This is a genomic window from Nonomuraea sp. NPDC050022, assembly GCF_044460705.1.
Classification (GTDB): domain Bacteria; phylum Actinomycetota; class Actinomycetes; order Streptosporangiales; family Streptosporangiaceae; genus Nonomuraea.
This window is the reverse complement of sequence record NZ_JBITKE010000001.1, coordinates 372,995-395,089: the sequence shown is the minus strand read 5'-3', so window position 1 is coordinate 395,089 and position 22,095 is coordinate 372,995. Positions and strand designations below refer to the sequence as shown.

4 protein-coding genes are annotated in these 22,095 nt (G+C 75.5%); all 4 read right to left on the bottom strand.

Features of this window, described 5'->3' with window-relative positions:
• Positions 1–143: 143 nt before the first annotated feature.
• From ACIBO2_RS01720 to ACIBO2_RS01705, 4 genes are read right to left on the bottom strand one after another with little or no spacing between them, the layout of a single operon-like run.
• Complete coding sequence (locus tag ACIBO2_RS01720; RefSeq protein WP_397294804.1) at positions 144–1,073, bottom strand: 4'-phosphopantetheinyl transferase superfamily protein; 930 nt, start codon at positions 1,071–1,073, stop codon at positions 144–146.
• Positions 1,070–2,170, bottom strand: coding sequence for a pyridoxal-phosphate dependent enzyme (locus tag ACIBO2_RS01715; RefSeq protein WP_397294802.1), 1,101 nt, complete (start codon positions 2,168–2,170; stop codon positions 1,070–1,072). The genes ACIBO2_RS01720 and ACIBO2_RS01715 overlap by 4 nt, the downstream gene beginning before the upstream one ends.
• Positions 2,167–10,353, bottom strand: a complete 8,187-nt coding sequence (locus ACIBO2_RS01710) for an amino acid adenylation domain-containing protein (protein ID WP_397294800.1) — start codon at positions 10,351–10,353, stop codon at positions 2,167–2,169. Before ACIBO2_RS01710 ends, ACIBO2_RS01715 begins: the two co-directional genes overlap by 4 nt.
• Positions 10,350–22,094: an amino acid adenylation domain-containing protein gene (locus tag ACIBO2_RS01705; protein WP_397294798.1), complete on the bottom strand. Its 11,745-nt coding sequence runs from the start codon at positions 22,092–22,094 to the stop codon at positions 10,350–10,352. The genes ACIBO2_RS01710 and ACIBO2_RS01705 overlap by 4 nt, the downstream gene beginning before the upstream one ends.
• Between the last annotated feature and the right edge of the window lies 1 nt (position 22,095).

Below are 22,095 nucleotides of genomic sequence, written 5' to 3'. Positions count from 1 at the left end.
CGCCGTCCACCGCCGGCAACGCCGCACGGGACCGGGACGCCTTGTCGTGATCGCTCACGCTCGATGTCCCGGCCCGCTCCCACCAAGGTTCGCGGACGATCCCCGGGCTCACCCCGGCAGGCCCGTCCCGCCGCCGACGCTGATCACCAGATGTGCTCCTTCTGGGTTCCGCCGGCGAGCAGGCCGGTGCCGTCGCACTCGACGATCGGTACCGGGCCGCGGATCACCGCCAGGCTGGCGTGATATCCGCGGGGTGGGTTGAGGGACAGCAGCGTCGCCTCCCCCTGTTCGGTCATGACGCGTACCGGCTCTCCCGTGCCGAGAACATCCACCTGGTCGGGGGCGTGGTCGAGGCCGACGCCCAGGGCTTTCAGCACCGCCTCCTTCCTGGTCCAGAGCCGCAGGAACGCCGACGCCCGGCTGGGCGGGTCGAGCGCGTCCAGGGCCCGGGTCTCCCGATCGGTGAGGGCGACGCCGACGAGTTCGCCTATGTCGAGGGTGTGGTCGATCGCCTCGACGTCCACGCCGACCGCCTCGACCCCGACGCCGACGGCCACGACCAGGCTGTCCCCGGCGTGCGAGACCGACAGGACGGGGGTCGAGGCCCAGGAGGTTGACGGGGCGCCGGTCCCGGGGGGCAGGCGTGGCCGGCCGTGCGGGCGCCCACACCGGTCACACGACCGATCCAGGGGAACCAGTTCGGGGGCCACGTCGAGCATCCGGCCGACGACCAGGCGCAGCAGCGCCGCGGCGGTGAGGAACCTCGCGCGGTCGGCGGGGCGGCGGTACTCCTCGTACCTGGCCCGTTCGGCGGGGTCGAGCAGCGCGGCGAGGCTGTCCCTGGCGTCCGCGACGCGCGCCCACCACACGCTCACGGCGGGCGCACCGGGCCGCACGGCCCGCGTCCCGGCGGGCACGGACAAGGCAGCCCGCGTCCCGGCGGGCACGGACAAGGCGGCCTGTGTCTCAGCAGGTACGGACAGGGCAGCCTGCTTTTCGGCAGGTACGGACAGGGCGGTCTGCGTTTCGGAGGGCAGGACCCCCGGGGCGTCCTCCGCCGACGCGGCGCTCATGAGTGTTCTCGGCGGAGGAACGTGGCGGGCAGGTCGCGGGCCACCTCGACGCCGCGGTCGGCCAGCCACGCGGGCGCGTACAGCGTCTGCGTGTAGTTGCCGCCGGAGTCCGGGCAGACGCAGACCGGGGAGGTGATCTCCGGGTGTTCGGCCAGGTAGCGGGTGCAGGCGGCGAGTACGGCCCCGCTGGAGCCGCCGAGCCTGATCCCGGTCGTTCCGGCCAGGGCGTGGCAGTGGGAGACGGCATCGGCGTCGTCCACGATGACGACGTCGTCCCAGTCCCCCTGCCGCAGGAACGCCGACGGCCGCGACGCCCCGATACCGGTCAGCAGCCGGGTGCCCGCCGGGTCGGCGAACACCCGGGACCCCGGCACGTCCACCGCGATCACCCGCGCCTTCGGCCGCCGCTGGCGCAGGTACCGGCCGAGCCCGGCGAGGGTGCCACCGGTGGACACGGCCACGAACACCGCATCCATCGACCCGGGTGCCTGCTTGTGCAGCTCCGGGCCGGTGCCCTGGTAGTGGGCCAGCGGGTTGGCCGGGTTGTGGTACTGGTCGGTCCAGACCAGGGCGGGGTCGGCGGCCAGCAGCGCGGCGACCCGGTCCAGGCGGGCCGACAGGTAGCCGCCCTGGGCGTCGCGCCGGCTGACCTCGGACAGTACGGCGCCCAGGCCGATCATCCGTTCGGCCAGCACAGGCGACAGGCTGGGGTCCACCACGGCGGTGAACGAGATCCCGAGCGCGCGGGCCGCGGACGCCAGGGCGACACCGAGGTTGCCGGATGTGGACTCGACCAGGGCGGCGCCCGGCACGTCGAGCCGGTCGGCAACCGAACGCAGGAGGCTGAGAGCGGTGCGATCCTTGATGGAGCCCCAGGTGCCGGCCCCTTCGAGCTTCAGCCGTACGATCACCCGCCGGCTTTCTACCTCGGCACCGACGCAGACGAGCGGGGTGGGCGGCGTACCGGCCCCGAGCCGCCGCAGCTCCTCCCGCACGCTCCCGCCCCGGACCCCGAGGACCGCCCTCCCGGAGGAGGCGGCCAGGGTGGAGGCGGTCGCGGTCACGGTGGAGGCGGCCACGGTGGACGGCGCGCTCATCGGGCCTCCCCCGCCCTGCCGACCCGGTGCGCCTGCTCCGTCTGCTCCGTCTGATCTCTCTGCTCTGTCTGCTCTGTCTGATCCGCTCGGTCGAGCCAGCGCGCGATGTGGGCGGCCAGTTCGTCCACGTGCGGCGGGGCCATAACGTCCAAGTGGCCGTGGCGGAACCGGCCGACCGGCACGTCCCCGCCGCGTAGCCGGCGCCATTCGCGCAGGTATGCCTCGTGCGTGAGTCCGCCCTTGGCGTCGTGCCCGTCGCCCATCAGGTCGTCGGTGAGCATGATCTCGACGGGCACGGCGGCGGGCCGCGGCCGGTCGAGCTGGGCGGCCTCGGCCATGCCGCGCCAGAGCCGCAGCCGGGGCGCCCAGTCCTCGTGCAGATCCTCCTCGGTGATCGGCCGCCCGTCGTTGTCGTCCACGACGGCCGCCAGCACCTCGGCCAGCTCGGCCCGCATCTTGCCGTCGCCGTCGGCGGACAGCTCGGCCCGCGCCTTGCCATCGCCACCGTCGCCAGTGACGGCCAGCTCGGCCCGCGCCTTGCCGTCGCCGCCGTTGGCGGCCAGTGCGGAGAGGAGTGCTTCGCCGCGTCTGAGCAGCCGCAGGTGCAGCGGCTCGTCGACGGCGGGCAGGCACGGGTCGAGCAGCAGCAGCTCGACCTCCTCGCCCAGGTCGCGCAGCCGGGCCGCCATCTCCCACACAACCCCGGTCCCACCGCACCACCCGAACAGCCGGTACGGCCCCGCGGGCTGCGCGGCCCGCACCTCGGTCAGGTACGCCTCCGCGAGCCGCCAGACAGGGGTGGCGGCGGCGTCCTCGTCCACGAGCCCGGGATGCTGGAGCGCCACGAACGGGCGGTCCCCCGGCAGCCGACGGGACAGCTCGCGGTACCAGTGCACGCTGCCGCCGCCCGGATGCACGGCGAACAGCGGCGCCCGCTCCCCCGACGCCCGGAACCACACTGCCGCCAGGCCCGGCCTTTCCCGCTCCACGCCCGCACCACCGGTCGAGGGCGCCACGTCCGGGCTGCCGGTCGAAGGCGCCACAACCGCGCCACCGATCGAAGGCGTCACGCCCGCGCCGACAGTCGCCCCGGCCAAGGCCCGCGGAACGGTGTCCGTGCCGAGCGAGGCGGCCGTCATTCCGGGAAGAGCCGCCGTACCAGGAAGAGCCGCCATACCGGGAAAGGCCGCCGTACCAGGAAGAGCCGCCGTACCGGGAAAGGCCGCCGTACCGGGAAGGGAGGCGAGAGCCGCCGCGAGGGCGGCGACCGTGCGGTGGAGCATGATGTCGCGGGCCGTCACTCGGACGCCCGCGCCGGCCTCAAGCCGTGCCGCCGCCCGCATGGCCGCCAGCGAGTGCCCGCCGAGCTGCAGGAAGTCGTCCTCCCTGCCGATCGCGTCCACTCCCAGCACGGCCGCGAACGCCTCGGCCGCCGCGCGTTCCAGCCCGTCCCGGGGCGGCCCGGACCCGGTGCGCGGGTCTGGACGGTGCCCTCCGGGGGCGGGCAGGGCGGCGCGGTCCACCTTGCCGCTCGCCGTCAGCGGGAACGCCTCGAGCGCCACCAGGTGATCGGGCACGAGGTGCGCCGGCAGCAGCCCGCCGAGGTGGGCGCGCAGCCGTGACACGTCGATGGTGCCCGGCATGACGTACCCGACCAGCCGCCGGTCGCCCGGAGTGATCTCACGGGCGGCCACCGCGGCCATGCGGACGCCCGGGTACCTGTTCATGGTCGCCTCGACCTCGCCCGGCTCGATGCGGTGGCCGCGGATCTTGAGCTGGTCGTCCATCCGCCCCAGGAAGTCGAACCCGCCGTCCGGCCGCAGCCGGGCCAGGTCGCCGGTGCGGTAGAGCCGCGCGCCAGGTTCGGGGCTGAAGGGATCGGGGACGAATCGGTCGGCGGTGAGCACCGGTCGGCCGAGGTAGCCGCGGGCCACGCCGGGGCCGCCTATGTGCAACTCGCCCGGCACGCCCAGCGGGACCGGCCGGCTGAGGTGGTCGAGGACGTACGCGGTGGTGTAGGCGATGGCCGGGCCGATGGGGACGGGCCCGGTGACCGGCTGACCGGGATCGAGGGGGTGGCAGGTGGCATACGTGGTGGTTTCGGTGGGTCCGTACGCGTTCACCAGGCGGGTGGCCGGAAGGGCGCGGCGGGCGCGTTCGAGGTGTTCGGCGGAGACGGCCTCGCCGCCGGTGATGAGGGTGCGCAGGCCGCGCAGGCCGGTCAGGTCGCCGTCCATCATCAGCTTGAACAGTCCGTGCGTGACGAACGTGCAGGTCACTCCGTGCCGGGTGATCACCTCACGCAGCTCGCGGGCGTCCAGCAGGCCGGGCGGAGCGACGACCAGCCGGCCGCCGTGCAGCAGCGCGCCCCAGATCTCGTACGTGGCGGCGTCGAACGTGATCGGCGAGTGCAGCAACTGCACCTCCCCGGGGCCGAACTCGGCGTAGGTCTGGCCGGTGACCAGCCGGACCACGCCCCGATGCGGGACCGCCACGGCCTTGGGTCGGCCGGTCGAGCCCGAGGTGTAGATGAGATACGCCAGGTCGTAAGGCGTGACCGGCGCGAGCGGCGGTGCGGCCGGACCGCCGCCGGTGGCCTCGGTCGTCTCGGTCGCCTCGGTCCTCTCGGTCCTCTCGGTCCTCTCCGTCCTCTCCGTCCTCTCCGTCCTCTCAGTGGTCTCGGTGGCCTCGATCGCCTCGATCGCCTCGATCGCCTCGCCGAGGAGGATCGTGTCCAGGCGCCCGATGGCGCTCGCGAGGTCGGCGGAGGTGATCACGAGCCGGGGCGCCGCGTCGGTCAGCAGTTCGGCGATCCGAACGGGCGGGTCGGTGGCGTCCAGGGCGAGGTACGCGCCGCCCGCCTTGAGCGCGGCCAGGACCGCCACGATGAGGCGGGGCGAGCGGTCCAGGCAGATCCCGACGATGTCTCCCGGCCGCACACCCCGGCCGGCGAGCCGGTGCGCCAGGCGGTTCGCGGCGGTGTCGAGCTCCGCGTAGGTCAGCCGCTCCGGCTCGCTTCCGCAGGCCGTGGAGGAGCCCACCGTAGACGAACGCTCCGTGGACAAGGGGCCCATGCGGCCGACGGGTGGCGGGCTTGAGACCGGCGCGACCGCGAACTCGACCGCGATCGCGTCCGGCGTCCGGGCCGCCTGTGCGGCGAAGAGCTCGTGGATCGACAGCCCCGGCAGGGACGGCGCGGCGTCCCTGCCGGCCAGGGCGCGGCGGTGTTCGGCCGGTGGGACCAGGTCAGCCCGCGCATACCCAACTGGGTCGACCGGCGAGAGCAGGTCGGCTTGCGCGTCCCCGTCCGGGTCGGCCGCCATCGCGGCGAGCACCGACGCGTACAACGCGGCCAGCCGCTCCCCCCACGCCGGCCGGACGGCGCGCGGCGAGGCGGACAGCACCACCGCGCCAGGCTCCGTGGATACCACCAGCGCGAAGTCGGTGGCGCTGCGGTCGTCGGTCTCGGCCAGGTCGAGCGCGTCCCGGTCCAGCACGTGGAAGTCGAGATAGTTGAACAGCACGTCGATCAGCGGCTCGTCCGGGCTCCACCGCCGCTGCATCTCCGGCGCGGGGAAGCGGCGGTGCGGCCACAGCGCCGTCTCCTCCGCGAACACCTCCCGCACCAGCTCACGCCAAGTGGCCGCGCCGGTGCCGGTCGCGAACGGGACGACGTTCAGGAACATGCCGCGCGCCCGATCCCCACCGGCCACCTCGGGCCGCCCATTCACTCCGAGCCCGGTACGGAACGCCCGCTGCGTGGTCACCATGCTCATGACGCGCACATGCGCGGCCAGGAACACGCTCTTGAGCGGCGCCCCGGCAACCTTCGCCAACGCACGCAGCCCCGGCATCAGCTCCCCGACGGGCACCCGCAGGTCATAGGGGAACGGATCATTGGTGCAGGCCCCCGGCTCACCCTCCGGGGCGGGGATGTCCGCGGTCCGTGCCTCGGGGAGCCGGAGACGCTCGAAGGGAATGTCCGCGGTCCACGCCTCGGGAAGCCGGAGACGTTCGAAGCCGCGCACCCGGCTCTCCCAGAAGTCACGTTGCTCGGCCGAGGCGAGCGCGGCCCGTTCCAGCCCGACGGCGTCGGCGAACCGGACGGGACACGGCGCCGGCTCGGGCACCGGCCGGCCGTCACGGACCGCCCGGTACACCTCCAGCAGCTCGGTCAGCAGCGAGTTGTGGCTCCAGCCGTCGAGGATCGGGTGGCATTCCACCCAGCCGAGTCGCCATCGCCGTTCGTCGAGCCGCTGGGCGTACAGCCGCCACAGGGGCGCGCGCCCCAGGTCGAACGGCTGCCGCCGCTCCCGGTCGAGCGCGGCGGCCGCGGCGGCGCGCTGTTCGGCGGCGGGCAGCGCGGTGAGGTCCTCGACGGTGATGTGCGCACGAGCTTCGGGGTGTACGAGTTGCATCGGCTCGGAGTACGCCGCCAGGTCGAAAGAGGTGCGCAGCACGTCGTGCCGGGCGGCCAGCGTCTCGGCGGCCTTGGTCAGGGCCCCGAGCGAGAACGGCCCGTCGTCGCGTACCAGGTAGGAGGTGACGTTGTGGTACGGGCTCAGCTCGCCATCGGCGGCCAGCTCGACCAGCATGCCGGCCTGCACCTGGGTGAGCGGGTACGCGTCTGCCACCGATGGTGGCAGCAGCGCCCGGTCGGCGGGACGGACGTGGACGAACGGCGCCGAGGGGACGTGTCCGGCGGACGTTCCGGGAGTCATGACGGTGGCCAGGGCGGCGGGGGTCTGGTGCCGGAACACGTCCTGCACGCCCGCCTCCCAGCCGGCCTCCCGCAGCAGCCCGATGGCCCGCAGCGCCCGGATGGAGTCGCCGCCCAGCTCGAAGAAGTTCCCGTGGGCGCCGACGGCGGGCAGGTCCAGCGCGGCGGCCCAGGCGCTGGCGGCGGCCCGCTCGGCCGGGTCGCGGGGCGCCACGAACGCGTCGTCCGCCTCGGCGGCCCGGGGCGCCGGAAGGGCGTCGCGGTCGAGCTTGCCGTGCGCGGAGACGGGCAGCGCGTCCAGCGTCACCACGAACGCCGGCACAAGGTAGGCGGGCAATCTCCCGACCAGCCACCCCCGCACCTGCCGGCCGTCCAGCCCTCCGCTGCCAGCCCCCACCGCACGAGAGCCATCCGCACAAGCACTGTCCTCACCAGAGCCGTCCGCACGGGAGCCGTCCGCACAAGCACTGTCCTCACGAGAGCTGTCCGTACGGGAGCCGTCCGTACGAGAGCCGTCCGTACGGGAGCCGTCCGTACGGGAGCCGTCCGTACGAGAGCCGTCCGTACGAGAGCCGTCCGCACAGGCCGTGCCGACCACGTACGCCACGAGCCGGTCGTCGCGCACGATCACGGCCGCCGCCCCCACCCCCGGATGCTCCAGCAGCACCGACTCGACCTCCCCCGGCTCGATCCGGTGCCCCCGGATCTTCACCTGGTGGTCCCGCCGCCCCAGGTAGTCGAGCGTCCCGTCGGCCCGCCGCCGCACGACGTCCCCGGTCCGGTAAAGGCGCCCCGCCCCGTACGGGTTCGGCACGAACCGCTCGGCCGTCAGTCCCGGCCGCCCCAGGTACCCCCGCGCCAGCCCGACCCCGCCGATGTGCAGTTCCCCCGGTACGCCGACCGGCGCCGGCTGCATCGCCTCGTCCAGTACGTGTACGGCGATGTTGTCGATGGGCCCGCCGATGGGCACCCGCGCCTCGGCCCACCCGGGCCGGCACGCCCAGGCGGTGACGTCCACGGCCGCTTCGGTGGGCCCGTACAGGTTGTGCAGGCGGGCGCCGAGCAGATCGTGGAAGCGGCCGGCCAGGTCGGCGGGCAGCGCCTCGCCGCTGCACATGACCTCCCGCAGCGAGGTGCACGCCCCGACACCGGGCACGTCCAGGAACGAGCGCAGCATTGACGGCACGAAGTGGCAGACGGTCACCTGTTCGTCGACGATCAGGTCGCGCAGGTACGCCCCGTCGCGGTGCCCGCCAGGCGCGGCGACGACCAGCCGGGCGCCTTCGGCCAGCGGCCAGAAGAACTCCCACACCGACACGTCGAACCCGAACGGCGTCTTCTGCAGCACCGCGTCGTCCGGGGTCAGCCGGTAGGCGTCCTGCATCCAGTCGAGCCGGTTGGCGATGGCCCGGTGGGAGACGACGACGCCCTTGGGCCGCCCGGTCGAGCCGGAGGTGTAGATGACGTACGCGGCGCCGTCGGGGTCGCGCGGCACCGGCGGCGGTGTCGCCGGGTACGCCGCCAGGTCGAGCCCGTCGAGGACGACGGCGTCCGGCGGGCACAGGTGAGCGTGCGCGGCGCTGGTCAGCACCACGTGGGCGGCCGAGTCGGCGACGAGGTAGGCGATCCGGTCGCGCGGGTACTCGGGGTCGATCGGCACGTACGCGGCCCCCGCCTTGACGGTGGCGAGCAGCGCGGTCACCAGATCGGCCGAGCGGTCGAGGCAGACGGCGACCCGGCTCTCGGGTCCGGCGCCGCGCGAGCGCAGCAGCCAGGCGAGCCGGTTGGCCGCGGCGTCGAGCTCGCCGTAGGTCATGGTCCTGGTGGCGGCGTCGAGCTCGCTGGACCTCATGGTGCCCGCAGGGGTGACGAGCTCTCCAGACGACATGGTCCCCGCGGGCGTGACGAGGGCGACGGCGTCGGGGTCGCGGGCGGCGCGAGCGGCGAACCTGTCGGGCAGGCAGTGCGCGGTCCGGTCCACGGTGGTGGCGTTCCAGCCGGTCAGCAGGCGTTCGCGTTCGGCGGTGGAGGTGAGGGCGATCTCGCGTACAGGCACGCCGGGGGTACGGCCGGCCCGGCGCAGGAACGTGACCAGGTGCCCGGCCAGCCCTTCGGCGGTGGCCCGGGTGAACAGCGCCGTCGGATAGACCAGCGCGCCGCGCAGCGACCCGTCGGGCCGCAGGGTGAGGTCGAGGGCGATGTCCACGCGGGCGGGCGACCAGCCGACCGGCTCCTCGACGACGGTCAGCGGTCCGGCGGCGCGGGCGGCCGCCGTGTCCTCGCGGTAGGTGAGCAGGGCCTGGAACAGCGGGTTGACGGCCAGGTCGCGGCCGGGCCGCAGCTCCTCGACGATCCGCTCGAAGGGCACGTCCTGGTGGTCGTATGCCTCGGTGACGGCGGTCAGCGCCCGGCCGACCAGGTCGCCGAACGAGGGCTCGCCGGACAGGTCGCCGCGCAGCACGAGCGTGTTGGCGAAGTAGCCGGGCAGCCGCTCGAACTCCACCCTGCTCCGACCGGCGACGGGGGTGCCGACGGCGACGTCGTCCGTGCCCGTGTACCGGCCGAGGACCGCCCAGAAGGCGGCGAGCAGCGTCATGAACGGCGTGGCCGAGCGGCGCGCCCCCTCGGCCAGCGCGGCGGCGGCCTCGGCGGCGGGCACGTCGAAGGTGACGACGTCGCCCGTGGCGTCCCACTCGGCGGGGCGGGTGCGGTCGGCGGGCAGCTCCAGCGGGGCGACGCCGGCCAGCCGCCGCGTCCAGTAGCCGAGCTGGCGGGCGGCGGCCGGACTGGCCAGGAACGCACGCTGCCAGTCGGTGTAGTCGGCGTACTGCAGGGCGGGCGCGGCCGGGACGCCGCCGGCGTACTCCGCGCACAGCTCGTCGACCAGCACGTCCATGGTGACGCCGTCCACGGCGATGTGGTGGCCGGTCAGCAGCAGTACGTGCTCGCCGCCGGGCAGCGCGAACAGCGCGGCGCGCAGCGGCCACTCGGCGGCCAGGTCGAAGGGCCGTTCGCCTTCCTGCGCGAGCAGCGCGTCCAGGGCGGGGCGCGGGCGGCGAGTGCCCGCGGCGACGATGCCGCGCACCCGCAGGTCCCGCTCCGCCGACAGGTCCACGCTGGTCAGCGGCACCTGGCCGGGCGGGTCGACGAGCTGGTACGGCTCGCCGCCGGATTCCGCGTACCGGGTGCGCAGGATCTCGTGGCGGGCGGCCAGGCCGTCGAGCGCGGCGCGCAGCCGGGCGGCGTCCAGCGGGCCGCGCAGCCGCAGCGCCACCGGGACCAGGTACTCGGTGCCGCCGGGGCGGATCCGGTCGAGCGACCAGAGGCGGCGCTGGCCGGCCGACAGTGGCGGCGGACGGTCTCGGTCGGTGCGGGCGGCGATGAGCGTGGGCTTGGAGCGTCGGCTCCGGTCGAGGTAGCGGCGCACCAAGAGCCCGGCGTCCGGCGGCGTCGTGGTCGTCATGCTTGGTCTCCTTCGGAGAGCAGGGACATCGTCTGCTCCCGCGTCCAGTGGGAGATCTCCTCCGTGATGGCGTGCTCCAAGAGCTCGCCGAGCGCGGCGACGGTGCGCGCCTCGAAGATCTGACGCAGGGACAGGGGCAGGTCGAACGCCTCGCGCAGGCGCAGCAGCACCCGAGAGGCGAGCAGCGAGTTGCCGCCCAGGACGAAGAAGTCGTCGTCGCGGCCGACCCGTTCCAGGCCGAGTACCGCGGCCCAGACGTCGGCGACGTACTCCTCCATCTCGGTACGTGGCGGTGTGTAGCGGTTCGCGGGCTGGGGGCGGCTCCAGTCGGGGTCGGGCAGGGCCTTTCTGTCGGTCTTGCCGTTCGGGGTGTGCGGTAGGGCGGCCAGCTCCACCCAGGCGGCGGGCACCATGTAGTCGGGCAGCCGTTCGCGCAGGTGGGCGGCCAGGTCGGTGGGGGTGACGCCGGGTTCGGCGACGACGTAGCCGACGAGCCGCAGGTCGCCGAGCGGGGAACGTCTGGCCTCCACGACGCCGGTGCGCAGCCCCGGGCAGGTGGCCAGGACGGCCTCGATCTCGCCGGGCTCGACCCGGAAGCCGCGGATCTTGATCTGCCGGTCCGCGCGGCCGACGAACTCGATGATCCCGTCGGCGCGGCGGCGGACCAGGTCGCCGGAGGCGTACATGCGGGCGCCGGGCAGTGGCGCGTACGGGTCGGGCAGGAAGCGGGCGGCGGTCAGGGCGGGCGCGCGGTGGTAACCGCGGGCGACCCGGCTGCCGCCGACGTACAGCTCGCCGACGACGCCGTGCGGGACGGCCGACAGGTTCGCGTCCAGGACGTACGCGCCGGTGCCGGGCAGCGGACGGCCGAGCGGGACCAGCGTGTCGGGGGGTTCGCCGAGGTCAGTGACAGTGTGGGCGGTGGTGGCGATGGTCGCCTCAGTGGGCCCGTAGCCGGTGTGGAAGCCGGCGGGCAGGCCGGTCGCGGCCCACATCGCCGCGTCGGCGTAGGTGACGGCGTCGCCGCCCACGCTCATCAGCCGCAGCCCGGCCAGCCGGCCGTCGCCGGGGCGCAGCGCGGCGACCAGCTCGCGGTAGTAGGCGGGGGTGACGTCGAGTACGGTGACGCGGCTGCGGGTGAGCTGGTCGGCCAGGTCGCCGGGCAGGGTGGCACGGGGGTCGGCGACCACGACGGTCGCACCGGCCATCAGGGTCGCGGCGATCTGGTCCAGCGAGGCGTCGAACGTCACGGACGCCATGAGGGCGAAGGCGTCGCCGGGTGCGAGGCCGTAGGCGCGGGCCTGGACGACGCAGTGCTGGGCGTATGAGCCGTGCTCGACCTGCACGCCCTTGGGACGGCCGGTGGAGCCGGAGGTGAAGATCATGTACGCCAGGTCGCCGGGATCCGGCTCGGGCAGGGGCACGTCGGGCGGGGCACCCTCCGCCACGACCGGCACGGCCACGACGGACCCGGACGGACCGGACCCGAACGGACCCGACTCGGACGAGCCGGTCACCCATAGGTCCGTCACGGACGAGGCGCTTGCGGGCGCGGACCCGTCCGTCACGACGGCGACCGGGGCGATGTCGGCCAGCAGCGCGGCGAGTCGTTCCGGCGGCGAGTCCGCGTCCACCGGCACGTACACGCCCCCGGCCCGCAGGATGCCGAGCAGCGACACCGCCACCAGCGACCCGCGCGGCAGGCACGAGGCCACGCACTCCCCCGGCCGTACTCCCACCGCCACCAGCCGCGCGGCCAGGTGCCCCGACAGCCGGTCCAGCTCGGCGTAGGTGTAGGTCCCGGTCCCGCCGTCGCCGGCCGCCTCGGTGAGGGCGACCGCGCCGGGCGTGCGGCGGGCCCAGTCGGCGACCGCGGCGGCCACCAGCGGGGTGGCGAACGGCTCGTCCGGCTCGTCCACGTCCACCAGCCGCACGTCCGACGGCCGGGCGGCGGGGTCGGCGGCGCACGCGCCGAGCAGCAGCAGGAAGTGCTCGGCCAGCTGGGCCACGGTGCCGGGATCGAACAGCGCGGCCGCGTACTCGAACTCCGCCGTCCACCCCCCGTCGCGCCCCTCGCCGAGGGTCAGCGTCAGGTCGCACATCGCCGCCCGCCGCGTCACCGGGAACGGCCCGACGGCCAGCCCGTCCAGCCGGTACGGCGTCAGCGCCGTGTCCTCGACGGCCAGCATCGCGTCGAGCAGCGGCACCCGGGACAGGTCGCGTTCGACGCCGAGCGCGTCCACGAGGTCCTCCAGCGGCACGTCGCGGTGATCGAGGGCGGCCAGCACACCTTCGCGAGCCCGGTCCACGAGGGTGCCGAAGTCCGGCTCGCCGGACAGGTCGGCGCGGGTGAGCATGGTGTTGACGAAGCAGCCGACGAGGTTCTCGACGGCGCGCAGGTCCCGCCCGGCGACGGGCGCGCCGACCAGGAACGACGTGCGGCCGGTGTAGCGGCCGAGCAGCGCCTGGAAGGCCGCCAGCCAGGTCATGAACGGGGTGGCGGCCCGCTCGCGGCCCAGGTCGAGGATGGGGCGGGCGACGCCGGCCGGGATCCGGAAGGTGTGCACGGCGCCGCGCGGGTCGCGCACCGGCGGCCGGGGCCGGTCCAGCGGCAGGTCGAGCGCGGGCACGCCGGCCAGCTCCGCCCGCCAGCGGGCCAGCCGCCGGCGGCGGGCCTGACCGGCCTCGGGACCGTTCTCCCAGATGGCGTAGTCGGCGTACTGGACGGGCAGCGGCTCGGGGGCCGGCCGCTCGCCGGCGCGCAGCGCGTTGTAGGCGTCGCCGAGCTCGCGGGCGATGACGTCGAGGGAGCGGCCGTCGCAGGCGATGTGGTGGGTGAGCAGCAGCAGTACGTGGTCGTCGGTGCCGATCCTGGCCAGCGCCACCCGCAGCGGGGCCTCCGCGGCCAGGTCGAACGGGCGGGCGACCCACCGCTCGACCAGCTCCGCCGCCTGCCGCTCGGGGTCCGGGCGGCCGGACAGGTCCACGCGGTACGGCTTGAGCGGCGTGGGCGGGTCGACGACCTGGCGGGTCTCGCCGTCCGCGGCCTCGTACCGGGTGCGCAGGACGGCGTGCCGGTCGCGTACGGACTCGACGGCGGCCAGCAGGGCGGCCTCGTCGAGCGTGCCGCGCAGGCGCAGCGCGATCGGGGCCAGGTACTCGGTGCCGGCGGGGTCCATCGCGTACATCAGCCACATGCGGCGCTGCGCGGCGGACAGGGGCACGTGCTCCCCGGCGACGCCGGGAGCGGATCGGGCGGCCGCGTCCGAGGCGATCTCAACGGTGCCGGTGAGAGCGGGGCCGAGGAGAGCGGGGCCGGTGGGATCGGTGCGGGTGGCGTCGGCGGGTGCTTGTGCGGCGGTGGGGACCGGACCGGGCGGCTCGGGCTGAGCGGGTTGGGCGGCCGACAGCCGCCTGGCCAGCTCGGCCACCGTCTTCGCGTCCAGCAGCGCCCCCATCGTCACCGGCACCGTGAACGTCTCCCGCAGCCGCGACACCGCCCGCATGGCGAGCATCGAGTTGCCCCCGGCGGCGAAGAAGCTGTCGTGCACACCGACCCGCTCCAGCCCGAGCACATCGGCGAACACCGAGGCGATCACCTCTTCGGCCGGGTCGCGCGGCGCCACGTACGCTCCGCCGCGCGGGACGAACAGCGCGGCGTCCGGCGCGGGCAACGCCGCCCGGTCCAGCTTGCCGCTCGGTGTGTACGGGAAGCGGTCCAGGACCACGACGGCGTCGGGCACCATCGGCTCGGGCAGCCGTTCCGACAGGTACAGCCGGAGCTTGTCCACGGACAGGTCGGGCCGGCTGGCCGGCAGCACGTACGCGATGAGGCGGGTGTCGCCGTGCGGATCGGCCCCGGCGGCGACGGCCGCGGCGGTCACGTCGGGGTGAGCGGCCAGGACGGCCTCGACCTCGCCCGGCTCGACGCGCACGCCGCGTACCTTGACCTGGTGGTCGAGGCGGCCGAGGAAGTCGATCGCGCCGTCGGCCCGCCAGCGGGCCAGGTCGCCGGTCCGGTACACGCGGCCGCCCGGCGGGCCGTACGGGTCGGGCACGAACCGGGCGGCCGTGTGGGCGGGGTTGTGCAGGTAGCCGCGGGCCAGGCCGTCCCCGGCGACGCACAGCTCGCCGGGCACGCCGACCGGCACCGGGCGGGACTCCGCGTCGAGGATGCGGATCGCGGTGTTGTCGATCGGGCCGCCGATGGGCACGGTCCCCTTGCCGGACAGGTGGCCGCCGGTGGTGATGCCCGGCCGGTACGGCCAGGCGGTCACGTCGATGGAGCACTCGGTCGGCCCGTACGTGTTGTGCAGCTCCGCGGGCAGCCGGGCGGCGAGCCGCGCGCACAGGTCGGCGGTCAGCGGCTCGCCGGCGGAGAACACCAGGCGCAGGGCCGCACAATCGGACAGGCCGGGCTCCTCGGCCAGCAGGCCGAGCATTGACGGGACGGCCTGGAGCACGGTCACGCCGTGGGTGGCGGCGTCGGCGACGATCAGCGCGGGGTCGCGTTCGGCGCCCGGGGAGGCGAGCACGACGGTGCCCCCGACGGCCAGCGGGGCGAAGATCTCCCACCCGGCCGCGTCGAACGCGATCGTGGTCTTCTGCAGGACCCGGTCGGCCGCGGTCAGGGCGTGCCGGCGGACGGTCCATAGGACGCGGTTGACGATGCCGCGATGGGTGATGACCACGCCCTTGGGCGTACCGGTGGACCCGGACGTGAAGATCGCGTACGCGGGCGCATCCAGATCGACCTGCGGCGCGCCCGCCAGGGCGGGTGAAGCACCAGGAGCGGGTGCGGGGTCGAGAGCGGGTGGGGCGTCGGGCGCGTTCAGGTTCGGCGGCGGGATGACCAGCGGCGGCCGGGTGGCGAGCCGCGCGGCGAGGTCGCCGTCCGTGACGATCGCCGCCGCCCGCGACTCGCGCAGCACCGCGGTCAGCCGTTCCGCCGGGTGCCCGGGGTCCAGCGGCACGTACGCCGCCCCTGCCTTCAGCACGCCCAGCAGCGTCACCACCAGCGCCGTCCCGCGCGGCAGCGCGACCGCGACCAGGCTTTCCGCCCCGATCCCGGCAGCCCGCAGCCGCCCGGCCAGGGCACCGGCCGCGGTGTCCAGCTCAGCGTAGGTGACCGTGCGTGTTCCGTCTGCCAAGGCGGTCGCGCCCGGTGTGGCCGCCGCCTGCCGCTCGAACAGGGCGTGCAGCGGCAGGCCTGGACGGTCGGCGGCGGTGGCGTTCCAGCCGGTGATCAGGTCGTGGCGTTCGGCCTGGGTGAGGAGGTCGACGGTGTCCAGCGGCCGGCCGGAGTCGTCGAGGACCTGGCTGAGCACGGACACGTACCGCTCCGCGAACGCCTCCATGGTGGCCCGGTCGAACAGCCCGGTCGCGTACTCCAAGCTCGCGGTCAGGGTCCCGTCACGGCCCTCGGCGACCTCCAGGGTCAGGTCGAACTTCGCGGTCCGCGGCGCGACGGGCACCTCGGAGACCTCCAGGGCGCCGAGCCGCGGAGTGGCGGCGCGGGCGTTCTGGTAGGAGAACATCACCTGGAAGAGCGGGTTGCGCGAGGCGTCGCGTTCGGGGGCGAGCTCCTGCGCCAGCCGCTCGAACGGCAGCGCCTGGTAGGCGAACGCGCCGAGTACGTCGTCGCGGACCCGGTCGAGCAGCTCGCCGAACACCCGGGCTCCGGCCAGGTCGCCACGCAGCACCACCGTGTCGACGAAGAACCCGATCATGGTCTCCTCGTCCGGCGTGTCACGCCGGGCGACGGGCGTGCCGACGACGGTGTCGTCCTGCCCGCAGTAGCGGCCCAGCAGCAGGTGGAACGCGGCCAGCAGCACCATGTACGGGGTTGCGCCGCGCTCGCGGGCCAGCGCCCTGACCCGGGCGGCGAGGTCGCCGGGGAGGCGGAAGCCGAGGGTGCGGCCGCGCCGGTCGCGCACCGGCGGGCGAGGCCGGTCGGCGGGCATGGCGAGGTCGCGCAGCCCGGCCAGCCGATCGCGCCAGTACCGCAGCGCCTCGGCGTCGTCGGGCTGCCCGCGCTGGCCGACGGCGTGGTCGGCGTACTGGGCGGGCAGCGGCGGCAGGTCCGGCGCGGTCCCTGCTGCGGCGGCTCGGTAGCGGGTGTCCAGCTCGTCGGTGAGCAGGGTGAGCGACCAGGCGTCGCAGGCGATGTGGTGGACGGTGAGCAGGAGCACATGCTCGTCGGGGCCGAGCCGCACCAGCGTGGCCCGCAGCGGCCACTCCCTGGCCAGATCGAACCCGCGCGCGGCCTCTTCGGCGAGCAACGCCTCCAGCCGCCGGCCACCACCCGGGTCGTGGGGGGCGGTGTCGCCGAAAGCCGGGCCTTGGTGAGCCGGGTCGTAGGGGGCGGTGTCGTCGGAGGCCAGGTCGTGGCGGGCCAGAGGCAGCGCCGTCGCCGGGTCGACGACCTGGCGCGGCTCGCCGTCGCGCAGCTCGTACCGGGTGCGGAGCACGTCGTGCCGGGCGACCAGCCCGTCGAGGGCTTGGCGGAGCGCGGCGGGGTCGAGCCGGCCGCGCAGTCGCCATGCGATCGGGGCGACGTAGTCGGCGCCGCCGGGAAATATCCGGTCGAGCAGCCACAGCCGTTCCTGCGCGTACGACAGGGGTGCGTCCTGACGCCGGACGGCGGGCACCTCGGGCGCGGTGGCGGGCTGCGGCTCGGCCTCGGTCCCCCGCGCGGTCAGTGCCTCGAACATCCGGGCCCCGAGAAGTTCGGCGAACCCGGCCACGGTCGGCGCCGCGAACAGGTCCCGCACCCCCACGGTGACGGGCAACCGGGCACGGACCTTGGCGACGGCCTGGGCGGCGGTGAGTGAGTTGCCGTCCAGGTCGAAGAAGGAGTCCTCGGCGCAGCACCCGGTCAGCCCGAGCACGGCCGCGAACGCCTCCGCGACCAGCTCCTCGATGGGCGTGCGCGGCGGCGTGCCGGTCCGGGCGGGCGTGAGTGCGCCGTCGCCGGGCTCGGGCAGCGCGGCGCGGTCCACCTTGCCGTGCGGGGTGACGGGCAGCTCGGGCATCGGTACGTACCCGGCCGGGATCATGTGCTCGGGCAGCCGTTCGGCGAGGTAGGCGCGCAACCGGGCGGCGTCGGGCGCGGCCCGGCCGGGGACCGGCACCAGGTACCCGGCCAGCCGGCCGGCCGCGTCGAGGCGGGCGGCGGCCTGGGCGACGTCCGGGTGGCCGGACAGTACGGCCTCGATCTCGCCCAGCTCGACGCGGTGGCCGCGGATCTTCACCTGGCCGTCGACGCGGCCGAGGAACTGCAGCTTCCCGCCGGAGTCGAGCCGGGCGTGGTCGCCGGTGCGGTAGGCGCGGGCACCGGGCGGCCCGGACGGGTCGGGTACGAACCGCGCGGCGGTCAGCGCGGGCCGCCCGTGGTAGCCCTGGGCGACGCCGGGGCCCCCGATGACGATCTCCCCGGCCGCGCCGAGAGGCACCGGAGAGCCGCCGTCGTCCCATAGGTGGACGCGGTAGCCGGCCGGGGGCGCGCCGATGGGGAGTGCGGCCCGCCCCGGCGGCACCGTACCGGCGGCGGTGTCGAAGTAGCTGCCCCAGGACGCCTCGGTGGGGCCGTACTCGTTGATCAGCGTCAGGCCGGGGGCGCGGCGGGCCAGGTCGTCGAGCAGCGCGACCGGGCAGGACTCGCCGCCGGTGACGACCGTGGAGATCGCGGCGAGGGCGGCGGAGTCGTGTTCGAGCAGCGCTCTGACCAGGTGCGGGCCGCAGACCACGTGGCTGGGGCGGTGCTCGCGGGCCAGGCGGGCCAGCTCGTCCAGGTCGGCGCGGGGGCCGGGCGGCGGCAGCAGCAGCTCGCCGCCGGAGCAGAGCGTCCAGGCCGCGAACGACAGGAACACGTCGAACGTCGGCGACACCGGCAGCATCAGCCGGCGCGGCGGCTCGGCGTAGGCGCGGCGGCCGGTGACGGCGCTGAGCACGTTGGCGTGGGTGAGGACGACGCCCTTGGGCGTGCCGGTGGAGCCGGAGGTGTAGACGAGGGCGAGCGGGTCGGCGGGCGTCACGGGCACGGCCGGCCGACCGGCGGGCCGGGCGGCGATGGCACCGGCCTCGTCATCCAGCCGCACCACCCGCACACCGTCCGACCGCACGCCATCCGACCGCACACCGTCCGGCCGCGCGCCGTCCACCCGTACGCCGTCCAGCCGCACGCCGTTCAGCGGCCCGGCGGTGATGAGCAGGCGGGGGCGGGCATCGGCGAGCATCGCGGTGACCCGCTCGCGCGGGTGGTCCGGGTCCACGGCCAGGTAGTGGCCGCCGGCCTTGGCCACGGCCAGCATCGACACCAGCAGCGGCACGCCGCGCGGCAGCCGCACCGCGACCAGGTCACCGGGCGCCGCGCCGGCCGCGACGAGATGGTGGGCCAGCCGGTCGCTCGCCGCGCTCAGTTCGCCGTACGTCATCCGCTCGTCCCCGCAGGTGACGGCTGGGTCGCCGGGCGGGCGGGCGTCCACCAGGTCCGTCAGGGTGCCGGGGGCGGGGACGCCGGCCGGCCCCTCGACGGCGGCGGCGCCGTCGAACACCGGCAGCTCGGCCACGGGCACCGACGGGTCGGCGACGGCGGAGGCGAGCAGGGTGCGGTAGTGGGCGGCCAGCCGGGCGGCGGTCGCCTCGTCGAACAGCGCGGTGCTGTACTCCAGGTAGCCGGACCAGCCGCCATCCGCGCCGTCGCTGACCGAGAGCGTCAGGTCGAACGTGGTGGAGCCGCCCGCGGGCCGCGGCTCGCGGCGCGCCCGCAGGCCGTCGCCCCAGTCGGGGTCGTCGCAGTCGGGGCCCTGGAAGGCGAACATCACCTGGAACAGCGGGTTGCGGGACGGGTCGCGGCGGGGTTCGAGCTCCTGCACGAGGCGCTCGAACGGCAGGTCCTGGTGCTCGTGCGCGTGCAGCAGGTCACGCCGGGTGCCGTCGAGCAGTTCGGCGAACGCCGGGCGGCCGGACAGGTCGGCCCGCATCACCACGGTGTTCACGAACAGGCCGACGACCTCGTCGAACTCCGGCCCGGACCGCCCGGCGAGCACCGTGCCCACGGCGACGTCGCCGGTGCCGGCGTATCGGCCGAGGAGCACCTGGAAGGCGGCCAGCAGCGCCATGAACGGGGTGGCGCCGTGCCGGGCGGCCAGCTCGGTGACGGCGGCGCGCAGCGGGGCGGCCACCTCGAACCGCAGCGCGGCGCCCGCCGGGGACCACACGGGCGGGCGGGGCCGGTCGGCGGGCAGGTCGAGCGGCGCCAGCCCGGCCAGCCGGTCGCGCCAGTACGCCAGGTGGGCGTCGTCGCCGGTCCGGTCGCGCTGCCGGGCCACGTGGTCGGCGTAGCGGGCGGCCGGGCCGGCGGGGGCGGGTTCGGCGCCCGCCGACAGGGCCCTGTAGAGGTCGGCCAGGTCCTTCTGGAGCACGTCCAGCGACCAGCCGTCGATCGCGATGTGATGGGCGACCAGGGCGAGCAGGTGCTCGTCCGGGGCGAGTTGGAGCAGGCCGGCGCGGCAGGGGGCGGCGTGTTCGAGGTCGAAGCCGGCGCTCACCAGCCGCCGCAACCATGCGCGGGTCTCGGTCTCGGCGTCGCGGCCGGCGGGGAGGCGGGCGACCGTGACGGTGACGGCCTCGGCCGGCATGACCTCCTGAACGGGCTCGCCGCCGTCCCAGGCGTAGCGGGAGCGCAGCGACTCGTGGCGTTCGGCGAGCCGGCGTACGGCGGCCAGCAGGGCGTCGTGGTCGAGGCGACCGGTCAGGCGAAGCACCAGCGGCACGTGGTAGGCGTCGCCGCCGTCGCCCATCTGGTCCAGCAGCCACAGCCGTAGCTGCGCGGACGACAGCGGCGCCCGCTCCCCGGCCGGCACCGGCGCCCACTGCCCGGCGACACGCCCCTCGATAACCCCGCCGCCGGATTCCGGGACCGCGGCGGCGACAGGAGCGAGCGCGGCGGCGGCCACGGCCTCGTCGAGCCAGGCGGCGAACGCGCGCACCGTACCCGCCTCGAACAGGGCGCGCAGCGGCACCCGGACCCCCGCGTGCCGGGAGGCGCGGAAGATCGCCTTGGCGGCGGCCAGCGAGTCCCCGCCACGCGCCAGGAACCCGTCGTCCCGCCCCACCCGCTCGACCCCGAGGACGTCCTGCCAGGTGGCGGCGACCAGCTTCTCGGTCGCGGTGACGGGCGGGGCGTACGGTGGCGCGCCCAGGTCGGCGCTGGGCACGGGCAGGGCGGTCCGGTCCACCTTCCCGCTGGCCGACACGGGCAGCTCGGGCAGCGTGACGAACGCCGCCGGGATCAGGTACGCGGGCAGCGTCGTCGCCAGGTGCGCCCGCAACTCGTCGGCCGGCGGAGCCTGCCCGGCCCTGCCCACCACGTAAGCGGCCAGCCGAGGCGGCGTCCCGAACGGGTGCACGACGCACGCCCGGACCTCGGGGTGGGTCCGCAGGGCGGCCTCGATCTCGCCCGGCTCGACCCGGTGCCCGCGGATCTTCACCTGGTGGTCGGTCCGGCCGAGGATCTCCAGCCGCCCGTCGGCGGTGCGCCGCGCCACGTCGCCCGACCGGTACAGTCGCGCACCGGGCACGTACGGGTCGGGCACGAACCGGTCCGCGGTCAACGCGGGCCGCCCGAGGTAGCCGCGGGCCAGCCCGGCGCCGCCGATGTACAGCTCGCCCTCGTCGGCCGGCTCCAGGTCGTCGTCCAGCACGTGCAGGCTCGTCGCGGCGAAGGCCGCGAAGCCGGCGGAGTCGGCGGAGCTGGCGGAGTCCGGGGAGTCCGGGGAGCCGGCGAAGTCGTGCGCCGGGTCCGCGGGGCCGCCGGTCATGGGATCGCCGGTCATGCGGCCGCCCGCCGACCAGACGGTGGTCTCCGTGGGGCCGTACAGGTTCCAGACGACCGCGCACGATTCCCGCAGCCGCTCGGCCAGGTCGGCCTCCAGCTTCTCGCCGCCGGACCAGGCGGTGAACCCGGGCGGCGGCCGCCAGCCGGAGTCCAGCAGCATCCGCCAGCTCGTCGGCGTGGCCTGCAGGTGGGTGGCCCCGGAGGCGTCCAGCAGCTCGCCGAGCAGCCGCGGGTCGCGGGCCTGCTCGGCGCTGCCGATCACCACCCGCGCGCCCGCGACGAGCGGCAGGAACAGCTCGGCCACGGAGATGTCGAAGCCCGCGGTGGTGACGGCGGGCAGCACGTCGGAGGCGGTCAGTCCGGGCCAGGTCAGCATCGAGGCCATGAGGTTGGCGACGGCGCCGTGCGTGACCAGGACGCCCTTGGGCGCGCCGGTGGAGCCGGAGGTGTAGATCAGGTAGGCGATGTCCTGCGGGTCGAGCGCGACCGCCGACGTGTCGAGGGGGGCGGCGTCGGCCTCAGGGTCGTCGGTGTAGAGGGACGGCAGTCCCAGACTCTCGTGCGCGCGGGTGGTCACCAGCAGCCGCGATCCCGCGTCGGCGGCGATCCGGCTGATCCGGGCCGGCGGGTGCGACGGGTCGAGCGGCAGGTACGCCGCCCCCGCCCGGTGCACCGCCAGCAGCGCCACGAGCAGGCCGGCGTCCCGTTCCAGCAGGACCCCGACGAAGTCGCCGCGCCCGACCCCGGCGGCGCGCAACCGGGCGGTCATGCGGGAGACCCGCAGGTCCAGGGTGGCGTAGTCGAGCAGCGTGCCCTCGTGCTGCACGGCGATCGCGTCGGGCGTGCGCCGTGCCTGCGCCCGCACCAGGTCGGGCAGGGCGGCGAAAGGTCGGGATGGCATA

Bases quoted from the DNA above. Each gene is read 5' to 3' on its own strand.
- ACIBO2_RS01710 (WP_397294800.1), bottom strand. From the start codon at position 10,353: ATGACGACCACGACGCCGCCGGACGCCGGGCTCTTGGTGCGCCGCTAC.
- ACIBO2_RS01720 (WP_397294804.1), bottom strand. From the start codon at position 1,073: ATGAGCGCCGCGTCGGCGGAGGACGCCCCGGGGGTCCTGCCCTCCGAA.
- ACIBO2_RS01715 (WP_397294802.1), bottom strand. From the start codon at position 2,170: ATGAGCGCGCCGTCCACCGTGGCCGCCTCCACCGTGACCGCGACCGCC.
- ACIBO2_RS01705 (WP_397294798.1), bottom strand. From the start codon at position 22,094: ATGCCATCCCGACCTTTCGCCGCCCTGCCCGACCTGGTGCGGGCGCAG.